Annotated in this window: 16 protein-coding genes; all 16 read right to left on the bottom strand. The window is 43.6% G+C overall.

Annotation, left to right across the window (positions count from 1 at the left end; all coding sequences use genetic code 11):
* Positions 1 to 72 (bottom strand): helix-turn-helix domain-containing protein (locus GJU40_RS14665; RefSeq protein WP_154306416.1); only part of this gene is annotated, 72 nt, incomplete at its 3' end.
* Between the two features lie 481 nt (positions 73 to 553).
* Complete coding sequence (gene rpe, locus GJU40_RS14660) at positions 554 to 1,198, bottom strand: ribulose-phosphate 3-epimerase (protein ID WP_154308820.1); 645 nt, start codon at positions 1,196 to 1,198, stop codon at positions 554 to 556.
* A gap of 2 nt (positions 1,199 to 1,200) precedes the next feature.
* Complete coding sequence (gene rsgA / locus GJU40_RS14655; protein ID WP_154308819.1) at positions 1,201 to 2,085, bottom strand: ribosome small subunit-dependent GTPase A; 885 nt, start codon at positions 2,083 to 2,085, stop codon at positions 1,201 to 1,203.
* 11 nt (positions 2,086 to 2,096) lie between these two features.
* On the bottom strand, positions 2,097 to 4,070 hold the full coding sequence (gene pknB, locus GJU40_RS14650; RefSeq protein WP_343031567.1) for a Stk1 family PASTA domain-containing Ser/Thr kinase: 1,974 nt from the start codon (positions 4,068 to 4,070) through the stop codon (positions 2,097 to 2,099).
* Positions 4,064 to 4,825 carry a Stp1/IreP family PP2C-type Ser/Thr phosphatase gene (locus tag GJU40_RS14645; RefSeq protein WP_343031566.1) on the bottom strand — a complete coding sequence of 254 codons (762 nt, stop codon included), beginning with the start codon at positions 4,823 to 4,825 and terminating at the stop codon, positions 4,064 to 4,066. The genes pknB and GJU40_RS14645 overlap by 7 nt, the downstream gene beginning before the upstream one ends.
* Positions 4,826 to 4,829: 4 nt before the next feature.
* Positions 4,830 to 5,927, bottom strand: a complete 1,098-nt coding sequence (rlmN, locus tag GJU40_RS14640; RefSeq protein WP_154308818.1) for a dual-specificity RNA methyltransferase RlmN — start codon at positions 5,925 to 5,927, stop codon at positions 4,830 to 4,832.
* Positions 5,928 to 5,934: 7 nt separating this feature from the next.
* The gene (gene rsmB / locus GJU40_RS14635) at positions 5,935 to 7,281 is read right to left on the bottom strand and encodes a 16S rRNA (cytosine(967)-C(5))-methyltransferase RsmB (RefSeq protein ID WP_154308817.1); all 1,347 of its coding nucleotides are present in this window, start codon (positions 7,279 to 7,281) and stop codon (positions 5,935 to 5,937) included.
* On the bottom strand, positions 7,274 to 8,221 hold the full coding sequence (fmt, locus tag GJU40_RS14630) for a methionyl-tRNA formyltransferase (protein WP_154308824.1): 948 nt from the start codon (positions 8,219 to 8,221) through the stop codon (positions 7,274 to 7,276). The genes rsmB and fmt overlap by 8 nt, the downstream gene beginning before the upstream one ends.
* Positions 8,221 to 8,709, bottom strand: a complete 489-nt coding sequence (gene def, locus GJU40_RS14625) for a peptide deformylase (protein ID WP_154308816.1) — start codon at positions 8,707 to 8,709, stop codon at positions 8,221 to 8,223. Before def ends, fmt begins: the two co-directional genes overlap by 1 nt.
* A 61-nt stretch (positions 8,710 to 8,770) precedes the next feature.
* Positions 8,771 to 11,188 (bottom strand): primosomal protein N', encoded by a 2,418-nt coding sequence (gene priA, locus GJU40_RS14620; protein WP_154308815.1) that lies wholly within the window; start codon positions 11,186 to 11,188, stop codon positions 8,771 to 8,773.
* The gene (gene coaBC / locus GJU40_RS14615) at positions 11,185 to 12,399 is read right to left on the bottom strand and encodes a bifunctional phosphopantothenoylcysteine decarboxylase/phosphopantothenate--cysteine ligase CoaBC (protein WP_154308814.1); all 1,215 of its coding nucleotides are present in this window, start codon (positions 12,397 to 12,399) and stop codon (positions 11,185 to 11,187) included. Before coaBC ends, priA begins: the two co-directional genes overlap by 4 nt.
* A 1,226-nt stretch (positions 12,400 to 13,625) precedes the next feature.
* Positions 13,626 to 13,829 carry a DNA-directed RNA polymerase subunit omega gene (gene rpoZ / locus GJU40_RS14610; RefSeq protein ID WP_154308813.1) on the bottom strand — a complete coding sequence of 68 codons (204 nt, stop codon included), beginning with the start codon at positions 13,827 to 13,829 and terminating at the stop codon, positions 13,626 to 13,628.
* Between the two features lies 1 nt (position 13,830).
* On the bottom strand, positions 13,831 to 14,445 hold the full coding sequence (gene gmk / locus GJU40_RS14605; protein WP_154308823.1) for a guanylate kinase: 615 nt from the start codon (positions 14,443 to 14,445) through the stop codon (positions 13,831 to 13,833).
* Between the two features lie 13 nt (positions 14,446 to 14,458).
* On the bottom strand, positions 14,459 to 14,722 hold the full coding sequence (gene remA, locus GJU40_RS14600) for an extracellular matrix/biofilm regulator RemA (protein WP_154308812.1): 264 nt from the start codon (positions 14,720 to 14,722) through the stop codon (positions 14,459 to 14,461).
* 74 nt (positions 14,723 to 14,796) lie between these two features.
* Positions 14,797 to 15,672 (bottom strand): YicC/YloC family endoribonuclease, encoded by an 876-nt coding sequence (locus GJU40_RS14595; RefSeq protein ID WP_154308811.1) that lies wholly within the window; start codon positions 15,670 to 15,672, stop codon positions 14,797 to 14,799.
* Positions 15,673 to 15,873: 201 nt separating this feature from the next.
* Positions 15,874 to 18,546: a calcium-translocating P-type ATPase, SERCA-type gene (locus GJU40_RS14590; protein ID WP_343031565.1), complete on the bottom strand. Its 2,673-nt coding sequence runs from the start codon at positions 18,544 to 18,546 to the stop codon at positions 15,874 to 15,876.
* Between the last annotated feature and the right edge of the window lie 102 nt (positions 18,547 to 18,648).

Here is an 18,648-nt window from a genome sequence, read left to right as displayed (position 1 = left end):
CGTCTTATTGATTAACTCCATTTGTTTTTGATTAGGGAAGATACGAAACTTAAACGCCTTTTTAACTAACATGATTTCACCTCGCTTTATAGGAACGCACGTTCTGATTTTACCATGACAGTGAGTGTTTTGGCTATCGCCAACCGCCATTCATCTCCCCCTTATCGCTGAGCTAAAGCTCATCACCCGCTTGAAGAGGGAGTCTTCTGTCGGATAAAGATAAATAATGGGAATAAAATAAGGTAAGCGTTTCCGTTTATCTCATCAACCCCTCATTTTGTGCTGCTTATGGGTCTGAAGACGAAATACCTCAGGTTAATTAGCGCTTTTTTAAGATTTATCCAATATGCGGAATTGTTAAGCCTATTATTTGAGAAAGTGCTTAACCAGGTTTATCGGGTTCTATGCTGTATACAGAAACTGTATGATAAGCATTGGTGCAAGTGAAACATCCCTCCCAGAATTTCATCTTTTGCTCAAAAATGCAACAGAAACTTTCACAACTAAAAGAACCGCCATCATATCGGCGGTTCTTGACTTTACAACTAAAATACTATCCTCTGATTGCTCTTATGGCAGCTGCACGGTCGTTTTGCTGATAAATGGCTGAACCAGCAACCAACACATCAGCTCCGGCTTCTTTGCAGAGTTTAGCTGTTTCCTCATTTACCCCGCCGTCTACTTCTATTTCATAAGACAGATTTCTTTCTTTTTTCCATTGAGACAGAGTGCGCATTTTCTTTAGAGACGACTGAATAAATGTCTGCCCGCCAAATCCGGGATTTACTGACATAATCAGAATAAGATCTACTTCTTCCAAAATACCCTCAATCGTTTCCACAGGTGTGTGTGGATTCAGCACGACACCAGCTTTAATGCCCTTTTGCTTAATCTGCTCAATGGTTCTATGCAAATGTGGAGAAGCTTCCACATGTACAGAGATTATATCAGCCCCTGCTTCCACAAAGGCGTCAATATATGCTTCCGGCTTTTCAATCATCAAATGTACATCTAAAGGAAGCTTTGTAATCGGCCTGACAGCATCTACTACAAGCGGCCCAATTGTGATATTCGGTACAAAGTGCCCGTCCATCACGTCAATATGGATATAATCTGCGCCTCCTGCTTCAACACTTTGTATTTCTTCTTCCAATCTTGCGAAGTTGGCTGCTAATATGGAAGGTGCGATCTTTACCATGTTTAATACCTCGGCTTTCTGTCTTTAATTTCTTCTAAAAAACTAAGGTAGTTTTTATAGCGGTGTTCGGTAATGCCTCCAGTTTCAACAGCTGCTTTTACAGCACATTTAGGTTCAGCTGTATGAGTACAGGCCCGGAATTTGCAATCTGCACTTTTCTTTCTCATTTCAGGAAAGCAATATGAAAGTTCTTCTACTTCAATATCCGTAAAATCCAGCGAACTGAATCCTGGTGTGTCAGCAACCAGGCCATCACCAACGTGAATCAGCTCTACGTGCCTTGTTGTATGTTTTCCCCTGCCAAGATGATTAGAAATATCATTTGTTTTTAACTCCAGTTCAGGTTTCAGTGCGTTCAAAAGGCTTGATTTACCTACACCGGACTGACCTGCAAATACAGATATTCGTTCTTGGAAAAAAGGCAGAAGCGGCTGCAGGCTTTCTTCTTCGAGTGCGGAAGTCAGCACAACATGATAGCCAATGTCCCTGTAATCCCTTATGTAGGATTCCAGGCGGCTTTTTCCCCCCTTATCCTCAAGGAGATCCATTTTGCTGATGCAAATGATCGGTTCTATTTCATTGGCTTCAATTAAAACAAGGAATCGGTCAAGCAGGACAGGACTAAATTCGGGTTCTAATGCAGAAAATACGAGAATCGCCTGATCGACGTTGGAAATGGGCGGTCTAATCAATTCATTTTTCCGATCCTTTACTTCCAATATATAGCCCTCAAGATCATTCTCCGCCTGATAGACTACTTCGTCGCCTACAAGGGGAGTAATCTTATTTTTTCTAAATATTCCCCTGCCTCTGCACTGTACTTTCCTGTTACCGTCCAATACATAATAAAACCCGCTCAATGCTTTCACAATTTTGCCTTCAGGCATAAACTTCCTCCTTATTCCGGGTATGGGATTGTATCAGATTGAATGACCTTATCATTGATCATGACCTGATAGTACGCTTTTTGGTCTGCTCCTATTTTAAACTCAATTGTTCTGCTTGTTGACTCAGTGATTGTAAACTCTTCGAAAGGATCAGAAATGGAATGCTCAGCATCATCGATGGAAATCCTAACTCCAGCTTCCTCCCCGTATTCTTCGTCAAAAGGTATATCAATTGTTTTCACAACGGATTTCACAGGCCGTTCTTGAGGCCCAAGGGAAAAAACAACATTTACCCTGTCTCCAGGCATAACACTTTCTCCAGCTGCAGGGTTTTGGGAAATCACTTGTCCTCTTGGAACAGTATCAGAATACTCTTCACTTTCAATCATGCTGATTCCTTTATCTTCTTCATAAGCATAAACAGCTTCTTTGGAGTATCCTGCAAGATTTCTCAAAGTAACAGCTTCCGGACCTTTACTGACTGTAAACATGATTTCTTCTTCTGAAGGGACAATTTCCGTTCCGCCCGCAGGATCCTGGTCAAGGATGGTTCCCGGTGAGGATTCATCAAAAACCTCTTCTACTTCAATATTGGCAAAACCGCGCCTGTCCAGAATACTTCTGACTCTGTCTATATTCTGTCCCTCATAATCCTCAATCACAGATCTTTTCTTGCCTGAGCTTTTATAAATCTTCACGAGCGAACCTTCTTTAGCCATTGCTCCCCTGACTGGATCAGTTCTTATCACATCTCCTTCAGGGACTTCTTCATCATCAGAAAGGATGGGATCCTCCACGAGAAAACCTGATTCAACGAGCATAGATACAGCCGTTTCATATTGCTGACCTGAGACATCAGGCACCTCAATATCTTTAGGAAGCAATACAGACGGGAGCACGGTGAATGCAGATACTGCTGCAAGAACAAGGATTAAAAAGATAGAAACAAGAATTTTAGCTGTTTTCCCTTTTTTCTTTTTCTTCTTTTTGGATTTCTTCTTTGTTGTGATTTCACTGCTGTTATGAACGGCCTCTTCTTTATCAGGGCTGTGTATTAATGTATCATCGGTAACCTTGTTGGAAAATTTATCATCGGTAATCACAGGAATTGCTTTCGTCACATCGTCATCAACTGGGATCACGAGCTTTTTTTCATCTACCCTGTCTGCTCGAAAAGCAGTGGTTAAATCCTCTTCCAATGCTTCGGCAGACTCATACCGGTAAAAGGGATCTTTTGCTGTTGCCTTCAGTATAATATTCTCTACACTTTGGGGAACAGCACTATTCCATCGTTTGGGAGAAGGCGTTTCAGACTGTAGATGTTTCAGGGCAATGCTGATTGCTGATTCCCCGTCAAATGGGAGCCTTCCTGTAAGCAGCTCAAATAAAACGATTCCCAGTGAGTATATGTCAGATTTCTTTGTCGCAAGCCCGCCTCTCGCCTGCTCGGGTGATAGGTAGTGGACAGTTCCCAGCACTGAATTTGTCTGTGTAATGGTTGTGGAACTTAGCGCCATAGCAATACCAAAATCTGTGACTTTCACATTTCCATGCCCGTCTATCAAAATATTATGAGGTTTAATATCCCGATGGACAATCTGGTTGTCATGGGCATGGGCGATTGCAGAAACAATCTGCTCCATAATGTTGACAGCCTCTCTTGGATGCAAAGGCGCTTTTTGCTGTATGTATTGCTTCAGCGTAGTGCCGTCTACATATTCCATCACGATATAATAAATATCTTTTTCTTCTCCTACATCGTAAATGCTGACAATGTTAGGGTGAGCCAGGCTTGTTGCAGATTGAGCTTCCCGTCTGAACCTTCTGATAAACTCATCATCATTAGCAAAATCAAACCTTAAGACTTTAAGAGCTACTTCTCTTTCAAGTATCACATCTTTGGCCAGATATACATTAGCCATTCCACCGCCGCCGATTACTTCCTTAATCTTGTAACGGCCGTTTATTCTTTTGCCGATTAACACGTCTGCTCACCCTTTTCGGAAGCAGCCGTCTGCTCTGCTATGACAATAGTAATATTATCTTCTCCGCCGTTTTCGTTCGCATGACTGATCAGAGTTTCTGCTTTTTCCTCCAATGGCTGATCTCTTTTTAAAATGGCTGCAATATCTTCATCGCTCACTTTATTTGAGAGTCCGTCTGAACAAAGCAGGAGTGTCTCTGACTCTTCCAGACTTAGTGAGGACACCTCGAGTTCAACATGATCTTCTGTACCCAGTGCTCTAAGCAGGACATTTTTGCGAGGATGCTGTTCGGCAGCTTCTTTTGTAATCTGTCCTGATCTTACTAGCTCATTGACAAGCGAATGATCCTCAGTGATTTGTTTGAACCCGCTGGAATTGAGCAGGTAGCACCTGCTGTCGCCTATATGCCCTATGGTGGCAAATGCTTCCGTACATACAGCAGCTACCAGAGTTGTTCCCATACCCTGGCACTCTGGGTTTTCAAGTGCATGCCTGTATAAGTGTTTATTCACTTTCAGAACATTTTCTTTCAGCCACTCTTCAGCTTGTTCAGGCGTGCTGATGCTGTTTTCCTGCTCCCACAAAGCCTGCAGCTGCTTCACAGCCATTTCACTCGCTACATCTCCTGCAAGGTGGCCTCCCATCCCGTCTGCCACAAGGGCCAGAACAATGCCGGCCTCGTTGAGAAATACACCTGCATTGTCCTCGTTTATCTTTCTTACTCTACCCCTATCTGTTAAAAAGACCGTCTTCACCTTGTCACCTCGTCTCCTCTTTACGCTCCTTCGCTCTCAACTGTCCGCATGCTGCATCTATGTCGTGACCTTGTTCGCGTCGAATAGTAACATTTACTCCGCGTTTTTTTAATGTTTTTTCAAATTCAAAGATCTTCTCTTTCGGTGTTCTTACATAATCCCGCTCAGGAACATAGTTAACAGGAATCAGGTTGATATGGCATTTTACTCCTTTAACAAGCTCCGCAAGTTCTTCTGCATGCTCTACACCGTCATTCACTCCCCCGAACAACCCATATTCAAAGCTGATTCGGCGGCCTGTTTTTTCAATATAATACTTTACAGCTTCCATTAAATCTGTAAGTTTGTAAGCTTTATTAATCGGCATCAGTCTGCTTCTGATTTCATTATTAGGTGCATGGAGGGAAATGGCAAAATTGATTTGCGTTTTTTCATCGGCAAATTTATAGATTTTCGGGATGATGCCGCTTGTGGATACAGTAATGTGGCGGGCTCCTATATTCAGCCCTTTGTCATGGTTGATAATTGTCAAAAATGACATCATAGCATCGTAATTATCAAATGGCTCCCCGATTCCCATAATCACAACACTGCTGACACGCTCGTCCAGTTCATCCAGTGCCTGCTGTACTTTTACAACCTGTGCAACAATTTCTCCTGCTTCCAGATTCCTCTTTAAGCCGCCAAGTGTTGATGCGCAGAAGGTACAGCCGATTCTGCAGCCTACCTGAGTTGTGACACATACAGAGTTTCCATACTCGTGCCTCATTAATACGGTTTCAATAGAATAGCCATCATGCAATTCAAATAAAAACTTCATCGTACCATCAGCGGAGGTTTGCTGTATGAGTGTTTTTAAAGTGGTTAATACGAAATGTTCCTGGAGCAGATCTCTTAAATTCTTAGAAAGATTAGACATTTCTTCAAAAGAAGCCGCCCTTTTTACATACAGCCAGTCAAATACCTGCTCTGCCCTAAAACTCTTCTCTCCGTTGGCAGTAAGCCACTTTTTCAGCTCTTCCAATTTTAGAGAATAGATGGAGGGCTTTTCAGGAGATTTATTTTTCTTTTTTTCAGCTGTTTGTTCTTCTTGTTGTTTCATAGTGGTATTACACCTTCCTTTTTAAACTTGCTATAAAAAATCCGTCCGTGCCAAAGTAGTGGGGCAAAAGCTGAAGCTGACCGTTTTTCACAAAGGGCCTTGCCTTTTCAGGCATTCTTTCAGCGAGATCTGTATCTGCTTCAAACTGCGGATGACTTTCCAGAAATTTGTTAACTACGTCTTTGTTTTCCTCACGTTCAATTGTACAAGTACTATATACAAGTGTACCACCTTTTTTTACAAGTGGTGCTACTGAATTCAAAATCTCCAGCTGAATAGAGGCAAGCTTGCTGATGTCACCAGGCTTTTTTGTATACTTTATATCAGGCTTTCTTCTGATTACCCCGAATCCAGAGCATGGTGCGTCCACCAGAACTTTAGAGAACTCTTCTTTTTGAAAAGCTTCTCCGGCAAGTCTTGCATCCATCGCTTTTGCATCGACGTTTTGTAATCCGAGCCTCTCAGCCTGCTCCTTAATTAGCTTGACTTTGTGTTCATGCAGATCTAAAGAAACGACCTTGCCCTGTCCGTCCATCAATTCCGCAATATGAGAGGTTTTTCCGCCGGGAGCAGCACATGCATCCAGAACCTTATCCTCTTGGGAAGCATTCAAGGCTCTTGCTGTAAGCATTGAGCTTTCATCCTGAATTGTTAATAACCCGTTTTTGAATGCGGCTGTTCTGGCAAGATTTCCTTTTAGTATTTTGATGGAATCCTGAGATAAATCACCTTTTTCTGCGGAAATCCCTTCCTGTTCCAGCAGTACAAGCAAATCAGCCATGGTGGTTCTCATTCTGTTGATTCTGGCTGTCTGAATCGGAGGCTGCAGATTGATTTCACACATTCTTCTGGCTTCCTCAATCCCAGCTTCATCAGCCCATTGTTTAACCAGCCAGTAAGGATGGCTTGTCTCAACCGATATTTTTTCAAGGGGATCTTTTATTGAATCAAAATTTGGAAGACCATTGCGCTGAATTCCGCGAAGAATGCCGTTAACCAAAGAGGATATACCCTTATGGCCTCTTTTTTTGGCAATTTCAACCGCTTCAAAAATAACGGCCCTGTCTGGTATTCTTTCCAAATAAACCATCTGGTAAATAGATAATTTCAATAATGTTTCAACCCACTTTTCCAGCTTTTTATTTTTTGCCGTAAAAGCTGATAAATAATAGGAAAGTGTATCTCTCCGCTGGAGGGTTCCGTATACGAGCTCTGTCAGCAGACCGACATCCTTTTCGTTCAAATGATGCTTATTGATTACAGAATTCAGCAGAAGATTGCTGTAGGCCTGATTTTTTTCTATCGATATAAGTGCATCCAATGCAACTTCTCTTACATTGCTGCTTTTACTCATGGTCATCTCCAAGCTTCGTGCCCGCTGCAAGGGAGGTACCCCTCAGATAATCCTTGCCTGACATTCGTTTTTTCCCTGCAGGCTGAAGGTCGACAACCTTGATGGCAGTACTATCCCCTGTGGCGACAACAAAGCCGTCTGAATCCTGGCCAATGACTGTTCCAGGCTCAGCTTTATTGGAGCTTTCCATTTTTTCTCCCCACCAAATTTTCATCACATCACCATTTAGTTTTGTAAAAGCTACCGGCCATGGGTGCATTCCCCTGATGTGGTTGTAGATGCTCTCTCCATCACGTGTCCAGTCAATCTCTTCCTGTTCTCTTTTAATGTTGGAGGCAAAGGTAACTTTTCCCTCATCCTGCTTTTCTGCCTGCAATCTGCCCTCAATCAGGTCTGGAAGCGTTTTTGACAGTAGATCTGCACCTGCTGTGCTCAGTTTATCGAACATGGAACCGACGTGATCTCTTTCGTCAATTTCAACTTCTGTCTGAGTAAGAATATCTCCAGCATCCAGCTTTTCAGCCATATACATAATGGTGACACCGGTCTTTTTCTTGCCTTCCATAATTGCATAATGAATGGGAGCCCCTCCGCGGAGCTCAGGCAGAAGCGACGCGTGAACATTAATACAGCCGAGCCTAGGTGCATCAAGCAGTTCTTTGGGAAGTATTTGTCCAAAAGCAGCAGTAATTACGAGATCAGGCTCCAGCGCCAGGATCTCTTCCAGTTCACTCGAATTTCTAATCTTTTCCGGCTGATAAACAGGAAGTCCGTGCTTTTCAGCTTCCACCTTTACAGGAGGAGGAGTCAGCACCTTTTTTCTTCCCTTAGGCCTGTCAGGCTGCGTTGCTACGGCTGCCACATCATAGCCTTCTTCTATCAACTGGCGCAGCACCGGTACTGCAAAGTCCGGTGTACCCATAAACACTATTTTTGTCATCATTCTTCACCTTCCATCTCTTCAAGCTCATCTTCCTCAAAATAGCGGGAAACCTTTGAAGTAAATAAAACACCATTCAAATGGTCGATTTCATGCTGAAGAGCTCTAGCCAGGAAACCTGTTGCTTCTATAACAAAAGGTTTTCCCTTCCGGTTCATTGCTGAGACTTTAACAAATTGAGAACGCGCTACTTCTCCAAATAATCCAGGAAAGCTCAAGCAGCCTTCTGGTCCGGTCTGGGTGCCTTTCTCTTCTATTACTTCAGGATTGATTAGTTCTATCGTTCCCGTCTCGTCTCCTATATCAACAATGGCGACCCTTTTGCAAATTCCTACCTGAGGAGCTGCAAGGCCGACTCCATCCTCTTCAATCATCGTGTCATACATATTATTTAAAAGCCGTGCAAGATTTCGATCAAACTCTGTAACCGGCTCACATTTTCTTTCGAGCACTTCAGCCGGATACGTAACAATCTTTAAAATAGACAAAACTGTACCTCCAAAAAAAAATTCAGTAAATCTAGCTTTCCTCAATCAAATTTCTTTTAAACTACATGAGCTGATAAGGGTTCAAATCTATGCTGATGCCAAGGCCATTCTGCTGCATTTCCTGTTGAAACCGTTCATTTACAGCTTTTAAAGCTGCAGCAAGGTTATTTTCCCGTTTGTATTTTATCATGCATTGATAACGATATCTATTGTTAATCCGGGGAATTGGAGATGCAGCAGGACCTAATATCTGAGTAGAAACCTGTAGCTGGGCCTGCAGAAATGACACGATTTTCTCACTTGCAGAGACCGCTCCGAGAAGATCGGGATGAGACACTGTCACGAGAGCCAGGTAATAAAAAGGAGGATAAGCGTATTGTTTTCTGAGCTGCATTTCCTGCTCGTAAAAAGCCAGATAGTTATGCTGCTTTGTCAGTTGAATACTGTAATGTTCAGGCGTATATGTCTGAATGATGACTTCACCCGATAAAAGATGCCGTCCCGCCCTTCCGCTCACCTGGGTCAAGAGCTGAAATGTCTTTTCGGAAGCCCTGAAATCAGGAAGGTGCAGCATCGTATCTGCAGCAAGCACACCTACGAGGGTAACTTTCGGAAAATCCAGCCCCTTGGCAATCATTTGCGTACCAAGGAGAATATCGGCTTCACCAGTTCCAAAGGCAGAAAGAAGTTTTTCATGAGCTCCTTTTCTTCCGGTCGTATCCACGTCCATTCTAATCACACGGGCTTCAGGAAGGACTTTCGCAAGCTCTTCCTCCACTTTTTGAGTCCCTGTTCCAAAAAAGCGTATATGCTCACTGCTGCATTCCGGGCAAACACTCGGCATTGGCTCTTCATGTCCGCAGTAATGGCACTTCAGCTGCTGACCTGAGCGATGATAAGTCAGCGAAATGTCACAATGAGGACATTGAATTGCATAGCCGCAATCCCTGCACATGACAAAAGAAGAATATCCTCTTTTATTTAAAAACAATACAGACTGCTGGCCTTTTTCCACTCTGTTTCTCAACTGCTCTAAAAGCTCCGTGGAAAACATTGTTCTGTTTCCTTTTCGCAGCTCTTCCCGCATATCAACAATGGAGACTTCCGGCATTGGCCTGCTGTTAACCCTTCCCTGCAATGACAGCAGCTCATAATTTCCTTTTTTTGCTCTTGCAAAAGATTCTAGTGTCGGAGTGGCACTTCCAAGAACGACAGGACAATTGTGTTTTCTGGCCCTGAAAATAGCCGCGTCCCTTGCATGATATCTTGGGTTTTCTTCCTGTTTATAGCTGGTTTCATGCTCTTCGTCTATAATAATCATGCCAAGATTTTCAAAAGGAGCAAATATTGCTGATCGGGCTCCTACGACAAGCTTGACTTCTTTTCTTTGAATTTTGCGCCATTCATCATACTTTTCGCCTGTTGACAGGCCGCTGTGCAAAACAGCGACAAGAGAGCCGAATCTCCCCTTGAATCTTTCAACCATCTGGGGTGTCAAAGCTATTTCAGGCACCAGAACGATTGCTTCTTTTCCTTTTTGCAGCACTGCCTCAATTGATTGAAGGTAAACCTCCGTTTTTCCGCTTCCAGTAACACCATACATTAAAAACACATGATGCTGCCCGTCTTCCACCTTTTGAAGGATAGGTTTTATGGCCCCTTCCTGTTCTTCTGTTAAAGAAAGAGGCTCTGTTTGTTCAAAACGTCTATCTGCATAAGGATCACGGTAGCTTTCCACCCACTCTTCTTGAAGAAAGCCCTTTTTCACAAGGCTTCTGATTGTGGAATCTGACGCTGCTGCTGCTGCCTGAAGCTCCTGAGAAGTAAAGGCAGCATCTTCTGTTTCTGAAAAAAACTCCAGCAATTCCTTTTGTTTGCGGGCTTGGGCCGGCATTTCCTCTGCTGCTTCCAACAGCTGCTTTTGGTTTAATGCAGCCTTGATGTACCTGGTGGTTTTCCTGTTTCCTTTTTGGCTTACTTTATAATAGACCTCAAGCAGCCCTTTTTCAATTTCTTTTTGAAGGTTTGGCAGGATACCTGCTTTTTCAGCTTCACTCCAGGCAAAGCTATTGCTGTTAATAAAATAGGGCTGTACGTCTTGAGAAAGAGAGTCTCTGAACTCTTCTTTCACAAGAAGGATTTCCTTTTCATATTTCGCCTTCATGGCTGCCGGCAGCATTGCTCCAAACGCTGTAATTTTAAAGCACAGAGTCGTTTCAGTCAGCCAGTGCCCCACTTCCAGAAGTTCCGGCGTTAATGAAGGTGTCAAATCCAGCACTTCGACTATTTTACGGGTTTTCGGGTAATCAGCTTCTTCCTTGATATCGATAACAAACCCCTGTACTTTTCGAGGCCCAAAAGGCACGACTACCCTCATTCCCGGCTTGATAAGGTTTTTCCAGGCAGCAGGTATTTCATAATCAAACGGCTTATCTGTTTGTTTCGCTGGGACATCCACAATGACACTAGCAAAATTCATTTAGTTTCACTTCCTGAGACTGCCGCAACGGCTGCAAGGAGTCTGTCAGCCACTTCTTTTTTCTGCAGCAGAGGTAGTTCAATGTGTTCGCCGTCTCTCCTATAGATGGTCACAATATTGGTGTCTGTGCCAAAACCCGCGCCTTCTTCTGAAACATTGTTTGCTACTATAAAATCAAGATTTTTCTCCTGTAACTTTCTTTTCGCGTACTCTTCTACCGAATTTGTCTCTGCAGCAAAACCGACCAGGATCTGATTACGTTTTCTCCGACCGAGTTCCTTCAGGATATCCGGTGTTCTTTCCATCTCAATAACCAATGTTCCTTCGCTTTTTTTCATCTTCTGGCTGCTGGAGAATTTAGGTCGGTAATCTGCGACTGCTGCAGTTTTAATGACAATATCTGCTTCATCATACCGCTGCAGCACTCGTTCAAACATTTGTTCCGCTGATTCCACCTGGATGAGTTCTGCTCCTGTTGGTGCTTCTAAAGAAACCGGGCCGGAAATTAACGTAACTCTGGCTCCCATCGCAACTGCTTGTGATGCGATGCTGTACCCCATCTTCCCGGTAGAAGCATTGGAAAAGAACCTGACAGGATCCAGTTCTTCCCTGGTCGGGCCTGCTGTAATCAGCACATGCTTGCCCTTTAAAGGTAATGAATGTACTTCAGCTGAAAAGTAATCATGAACCAACGCTGTAATTTTTTCAGGCTCTTCCAATCTGCCTTTTCCAATATAACCGCATGCCAAATAACCTTCACTTGGCTCAATAAACTGATAGCCGGTGCCGGCAAGGGTACTGATGTTTTTTTGAACAGCGGGGTGGTTGTACATATTCACATTCATCGCAGGAGCCAGCCATACAGGAGCTTGTGACGCCAAAAGAGTCGTTGTAATCATATTATCGGCAATGCCATGCGCAAGCTTTCCGATTACATTGGCGGTTGCAGGTGCTATGATAATCAAATCAGCCCAGTCTGCCAGATCGATATGTGCGATCACTTCGGAATTTTTTTCATCAAAAGTATCAATATAAACATCATTTCTTGAGATAGCCTGAAAGGTAAGCGGCGACACAAACTTTATAGCGGAATCACTCATCATCACCTTTACCTGATAGCCTGCCTGAACCAGCTTGCTGGTAAGAGCAGCTGCTTTATATACTGCAATCCCTCCGCTGACCCCCAGCAGAATCTTCTTCCCGTTTCCCATGATTTCCCTCCGCTCAAACTAGATATGCTTCTATTTTATCAGTGTTTTACATATAAAGAAAACTTGCCGATTGGCAAGCCGCAGGCGCAGACAGAGGCCTAGTTGCACTTATACTCGCTTCCAAAAAATATAATAAAGCGAAGTATAAAGAAAACTTGCCGATTGGCAAGCCGCAGGCGCAGACAGAGGCCTAGTTGCACTTATACTCGCTTCCAAAAAATATAATAAAGCGAAGTATAAAGAAAACTTGCCGATTGGCAAGCCGCAGGCGCAGACAGAGGCCTAGTTGCACTTATACTCGCTTCCAATTAAATATTATAAGCGACGTATAAAGAAAACTTGCCGATTGGCAAGCCGCAGGCGCAGACAGAGGCCTAGTTGCACTTATACTCGCTTCGTTAAATTATTTTCTATAGCGATGTATAAAGAAAACTTGCCGATTGGCAAGCCGTAAGGCGAAGACAGAGGCCTAGTTGCACTTATACTCGCTTCGTTAAATTGGCTTCTGCGTCGATCTTCCCCTTGCTGCCAATTTATCATAGGCGACGTATAAAGAAAACTTGCCGATTGGCAAGCCGCAGGCGAAGACAGAGGCCTAGTTGCACTTATACTCGCTTCGTTAAATTGGCTTCTGCGTCGATCTTCCCCTTGCTGCCAATTTATCATAGGCGAGTATAAAGAAAACTTGCCGATTGGCAAGCCGTAAGGCGAAGACAGAGGCTTAGTTGCACTTATACTCGTTTCCAAAAAATATAATAAAGCGAAGTATAAAGAAAACTTGCCGATTGGCGCAGACAGAGGCTTAGTTGCACTTATACTCGCTTCATTAAATTGGCCTCTGCGTCGATCTTCTCCCTGCTGCCAATTTATTATAAGCGAGTATAAAGAAAACTTGCCGATTGGCAAGCCGTAAGGCGTTAGACAGAGGCTTAGTTGCACTTATACTCGCTTCTTCAAATTGGCCTCTGCAAGAATCTTCTCCCTGCTGCCAATTTATCTACCCAATTCTGTCCTTCATCACCCTTATGAAGGACATTTCACCGGCTTTTCCTCTCAGTCTTGTCCTTCATCGCGCCCCTATTTTTGGAGTTTCATATAAATCCTACCATTCACCCTAATTTAACCCGATACCCCCGACAAAGTCGCTTGAGCAGCTCACACTTTTATTCCATTTCCAATATATTTAGAAAAAAATAACAACCTATATCTAGGTTGTTAAAAGAAAATTAATTATCCTCAACTTTTTCGAACTTCAGCATACCTGCTTCAATTTCCTCCAAAGCCTTTCCAACAAACTTGTGGGATTTGGGCTTAACGATCTGCTGATCTTGCTTGATCTGCATCTCCCTTGCGCGCTTGGCTGCTACGCTTACCAGTGTATATTTTGAATCAAGCTTGTTCATTAGTGAGTCAATTGACGGATCTAACATATTATTCGACCTCCAGCATCTTTTTGTATCTTGGTGACACTCTTTCTCTACGGCAGTGTTCCGCCGTTACAATGGATTTAATACGCTCGCAAGCATGAAGGACAGTATCATTCTCCACAACATAATCATAAGCATCCATCAGCTCTATTTCAGCTTTGGCTGCTTTCATTCTATTTGCGATAACATCATCAGTTTCTGTTCCTCGGGTTACAATTCTGTTCTTCAGCTCTCCAAGGCTTGGCGGTGCGAGAAAAATAAACAATCCTTCCGGGAAAATCTCACGTACCTGAATGGCTCCCTGCACTTCAATTTCAAGGAATACATCTTTGCCTTCGCTTAATGTTTTTTCAACATAATCCACAGGTGTTCCATAATAGTTGCCGACAAATTCGGCCCATTCGAGAAGCTTTTTGTTCTCAATCATTTCTTCAAACTCTTCTCTAGTTCTGAAGAAATAATCAATTCCATCCACCTCGCCTTCCCGTGGTTTTCTTGTGGTAACTGAAATGGAATATTCAAACTTAGTATCAGTCTGTGAAAAAATTTCTTTTCTCACGGTTCCTTTTCCGACTCCTGACGGACCGGAAAGTACAATTAACAATCCTCTTTCCTTCATACTGCTCTGTACCCTACCCTTCATCCGTTAACTCCTCTTTAATTGACAGCCTTTGCGCCACTGTCTCGGGCTGAACCGCAGACAATATAATATGGTCGCTGTCCATTACCACCACAGCTCTGGTTCTGCGGCCGTATGTAGCATCAATCAGCATTCCTCTGTCCCTGGCATCCTGGATCATCCTCTTAATAGGAGCAGACTCAGGGCTGATAATAGATATAATTCTATTTGCGGAGACAATGTTGCCAAAGCCGATATTGATTAGTTTAATTGCCATCCCTTGCTCCCCCTGTATGTATCATGTCTAGTCTAACCCTAAGGCGAACTGCCTAAACAAGGCTGCCTTAAAGTTTATTCAATATTTTGAACTTGTTCCTTTACTTTTTCGATGATGCTTTTCAGATGGACAACCAGGCTTGAAATGCTATTATCATTTGCCTTGGAGCCGATGGTGTTAGCCTCCCTGTTCATTTCTTGAACAATAAAATCAAGCTTTCTGCCGACCGGTTCACTCCAATGCAGAGTTTCTTGAAACTGCTGAACATGGCTCTGCAGCCTGATCAGTTCCTCCGTGATGTCTGCTCTGTCTGCAAAAATTGCCGCCTCTGTAAGCAGCCTGTTCTCATCCACAGCATTTCCCAGGAACTCTTCCAGCCTCCTGCTGAGTCTTTCCCGATAGGCTTCTACTACACGCGGTGCCAGCTCTGCAATGTCTTTGGTGCTTTGTTCCATCTCCGAAAGCCTCAACAGCAAATCTTTTTGAAGCTGTGCTCCTTCTGTTCTCCTCATCAGGACTACAGAGTCTGCTGCCTGTGAAACTGCATTTAAAGTAAGAACTTCAAGTCCTTCATGAACGTCTGCTGCTTCCTTAAATTCAATAATCTGCGGAAACTGAAGAATGTGACTCAGATCCAGAGGAGACTGTATGCCGTATCTCTGTTTCATTTCCTTTAAGGTATCGATATATGAATCTGCCAGCTCCCAGTCTGTTGATACTTTTCTGCTGGCAGGCTGCTCGCCCTCTACGGTTATGTATACTTCTATTCTGCCTCTTTGGATTTTCCCGGCAATTACTTTTTTGATTTTATCCTCAATAGGCATCAATTGTCTAGGTATTCTTAAGCTAATTTCTGAAAATCGGTGATTTACTGTCTTTATTTCTGCAAAAACAGAGATATGATCAGCAGATATATCCGATCTACCGTAGCCTGTCATACTTGAAATCATTCCATCACTTCCATTTCATGTATCCTTTTACTAAGAAAACCGCTGTCTGCATCTCAAAATACAGTCATAGATGCATTGCTGCGAAATGACGTTTTCTGAGGTAAGCAGCATCTTTAGGTCAGCATGCTGATGTTTTCAAAGTGCAGAAAAAGAAAAGGTAATAGACGAATTCTATTACCTTCTGAATTATAGCATAATACATTATGATTTTCTTGTTAAAAGTGAGCCGGCGAGTAAAAAAGTGGGAATGGAAGCCATTCCGAGCACAAGCAGCCAGTCACGGAGTTCAATAGCTACCGTATGAAAGATCGGCTGTAAAGGCGGATAATAAATGACAACAGCCATTAAAACAATTGATGAGGCAACTGCGCCAATCAAATATGGATTGCCAAAGGGGTTCCGTTCAAATATAGAACGCTCGCTCCGGCAGTCGAAAACATGAATCAGCTGGGCCATTACAAGGGTCGCAAAGGCAATTGTTTGTGCATACGCCAATTGTTCGGGCTCTCTATTATAAACAACCAAAAAGGCAATCAGGGTGGCTGCACCAATTAGAAAGCCCCGGGATAACACTTTCCAGGCCAGCCCTCGCGCGAAAACGCCTTCGTTTGGATGGCGCGGCTTTCGGTTCATCAGGTCATCCTCTGGTTTATCCAGTCCCAAGGCCATTGCCGGCAGTCCATCTGTCACAAGATTCACCCAGAGAATTTGAATCGGTACAAGCGGCAGCGGCAGTCCCATAATCATCGCAAACAGCATGACTAGTATCTCTCCAACATTTGATGCAAGCAAATATCTGATGAACTTTCTGATGTTTTCGTAAATATTCCGACCTTCTCTAATTGCCGATTTTATAGTGGCAAAATTATCATCCACCAAAATTAATGCTGAAGCCTCTTTCGCCACATCAGTACCTGTTATTCCCATGGATATACCTATGTCAGCAGCTTTGATGGCCGGGGCATCATTCACCCCGTCTCCCGTCATGGCAACTATATGGCCCTTGCTTTGAAGAGCTTTCACTATTTTCAGTTTATGTTCCGGTGACACCCTTGCGAACACATATACATCGTCTGCAGCATCTTTCAGTTCTTCTTCAGAAAGGGTGGAAAGCTCCTGCCCGTCCATTACCCTTCCTCCGGCTGGAATGAGATCAAGCTGTTTAGCAATAGCTTTTGCTGTAATCACATGATCTCCGGTAATCATAACCGTTTTTATTCCCGCCTGACGACATTCCCTGATGGCCTTTTTCACTTCTGGTCTCGGAGGATCGATCATTGCCTGAAGACCAATGAATATCAAATCACGCTCAGCCTCAAACTGTGTAATCCCTCCCTGCGAAGGCAGCGGTTTAAAGGCGATGGCGATTGTTCTGAGCGCTTGTGAGGCCAGTGAATGAACAGCTTGTGTAATGCTGTTTCTTATAAAAGGCGACAGAATTTGCTGTTTTTGTTCCCAGAGTGCAGCTTTAGACTGCCCAATCAGAACGTCAGGGGCTCCTTTCACCACTGCATATCTTTTTCCTGACGAATCCTCAACAATGACGCTCATCATTTTTCTGGAAGAATCAAAGGGGAATTCTTCAAGAATTCTAAAATTATGCAAAAGCTTGTCTTTCGGAAGACCGCCCTTTGCTGCTGCAGCCAGAAGCGCACCCTCCGTGGGATCACCATCGAGCGCGTAAACTCCTTCTTTTTCAAAGAGCCGGGCACTGTTGCAAAGAGCGCCAAAGGTCAAAATTTGCTGCAGGTATTTGTTTTCAGCCGGTATGATTTTTTTGTCATTGCGGAAAAAACCGCCTTCCGGACTGTAGCCTGTGCCCGTTACATCCCATTCAAGTGCGCTTGCCCAAATTTTCACAACAGTCATTTTGTTTTGAGTCATTGTTCCAGTTTTATCTGAACAGATGACAGAAGCACAGCCTAATGTCTCCACTGCAGGAAGCTTTCTTACAATGGAATTTTGTTTGATCATTCTTTGAACGCCTAGCGACAAGGCAACTGTTACGATTGCCGGAAGCCCCTCAGGTATTGCAGCTACTGCCAGCGAAACACCTGCAAGGAACATTTCATACATTTCATGTCCTTGAAGCACCCCTATACCGACAACGAGGACTGTTAATAACAATGCGACGATAATGAGTATTTTGCCGAGCTGTTCCAGTCTCCTTTGAAGAGGTGTTATCATCGTTTCTGCATTTTGTATTAAATCTGCAATTTTGCCCATCGCTGTCCCCATGCCTGTACCGATTACAACGCCGGTACCGCTCCCTCTGGTCACAAGCGTTCCCATAAATGCCAGGTTAACAAGGTCACCCAAACCTGGATTTCCAGAATAGAGAGGTTCTACAGACTTTACAGCAGGCACCGATTCCCCGGTTAGTGCCGATTCTTCAATTTCAAGACCCCTTGCAGAAAGCAGCCTCACATCTGCACCGATTCTGTCTCCTGCTGCAAATTTCACGACATCTCCGGGTACAAGCTCCTTTGAAGGACACTTCCTCCACTCCCCTTCCCTCAGCACTGCCACCTGAGGTGCAGAAAGCTCTTTAAGGGCCTCCAATGATTTTTCAGCCCTCCTTTCCTGATAGTATCCAAGAATCCCGTTAAGCAGTACAATTGCAATAATAGCAATCGCATCAATGTACTCTCCAAGCAGACCGGATATAAGGGTTGCACCGAGAAGCACAACCACCATAAAATCCTTGAACTGAGCTAAAAAGAGCAAAATAGCTGAGGGCTTTTCTGCTTCTTTTAATTCATTCGTGCCGTATCTGCTTTTCCGTTTTCTTGCTTCTTCCTGACCAAGGCCTTCCCGGTCATTGGAATGAAGCGCCTCGATGGCTTCTTCCGCTCCCATTTCATGCCACTTCACTCAAGCTTCAACCCCTCACACATTAAGTTACTGCTCATAAGCGCAAGCCTGTACTATAAGACAACTTATTCAGCCTTATGCGAAAAAATGCTATAATAATGA

The sequence above is a fragment of the Metabacillus lacus genome, from assembly GCF_009674805.1.
GTDB classification, from domain to species: Bacteria; Bacillota; Bacilli; order Bacillales; family Bacillaceae; genus Metabacillus_C; species Metabacillus_C lacus.
This window is presented reverse-complemented; position numbering and strand designations above follow the sequence as displayed.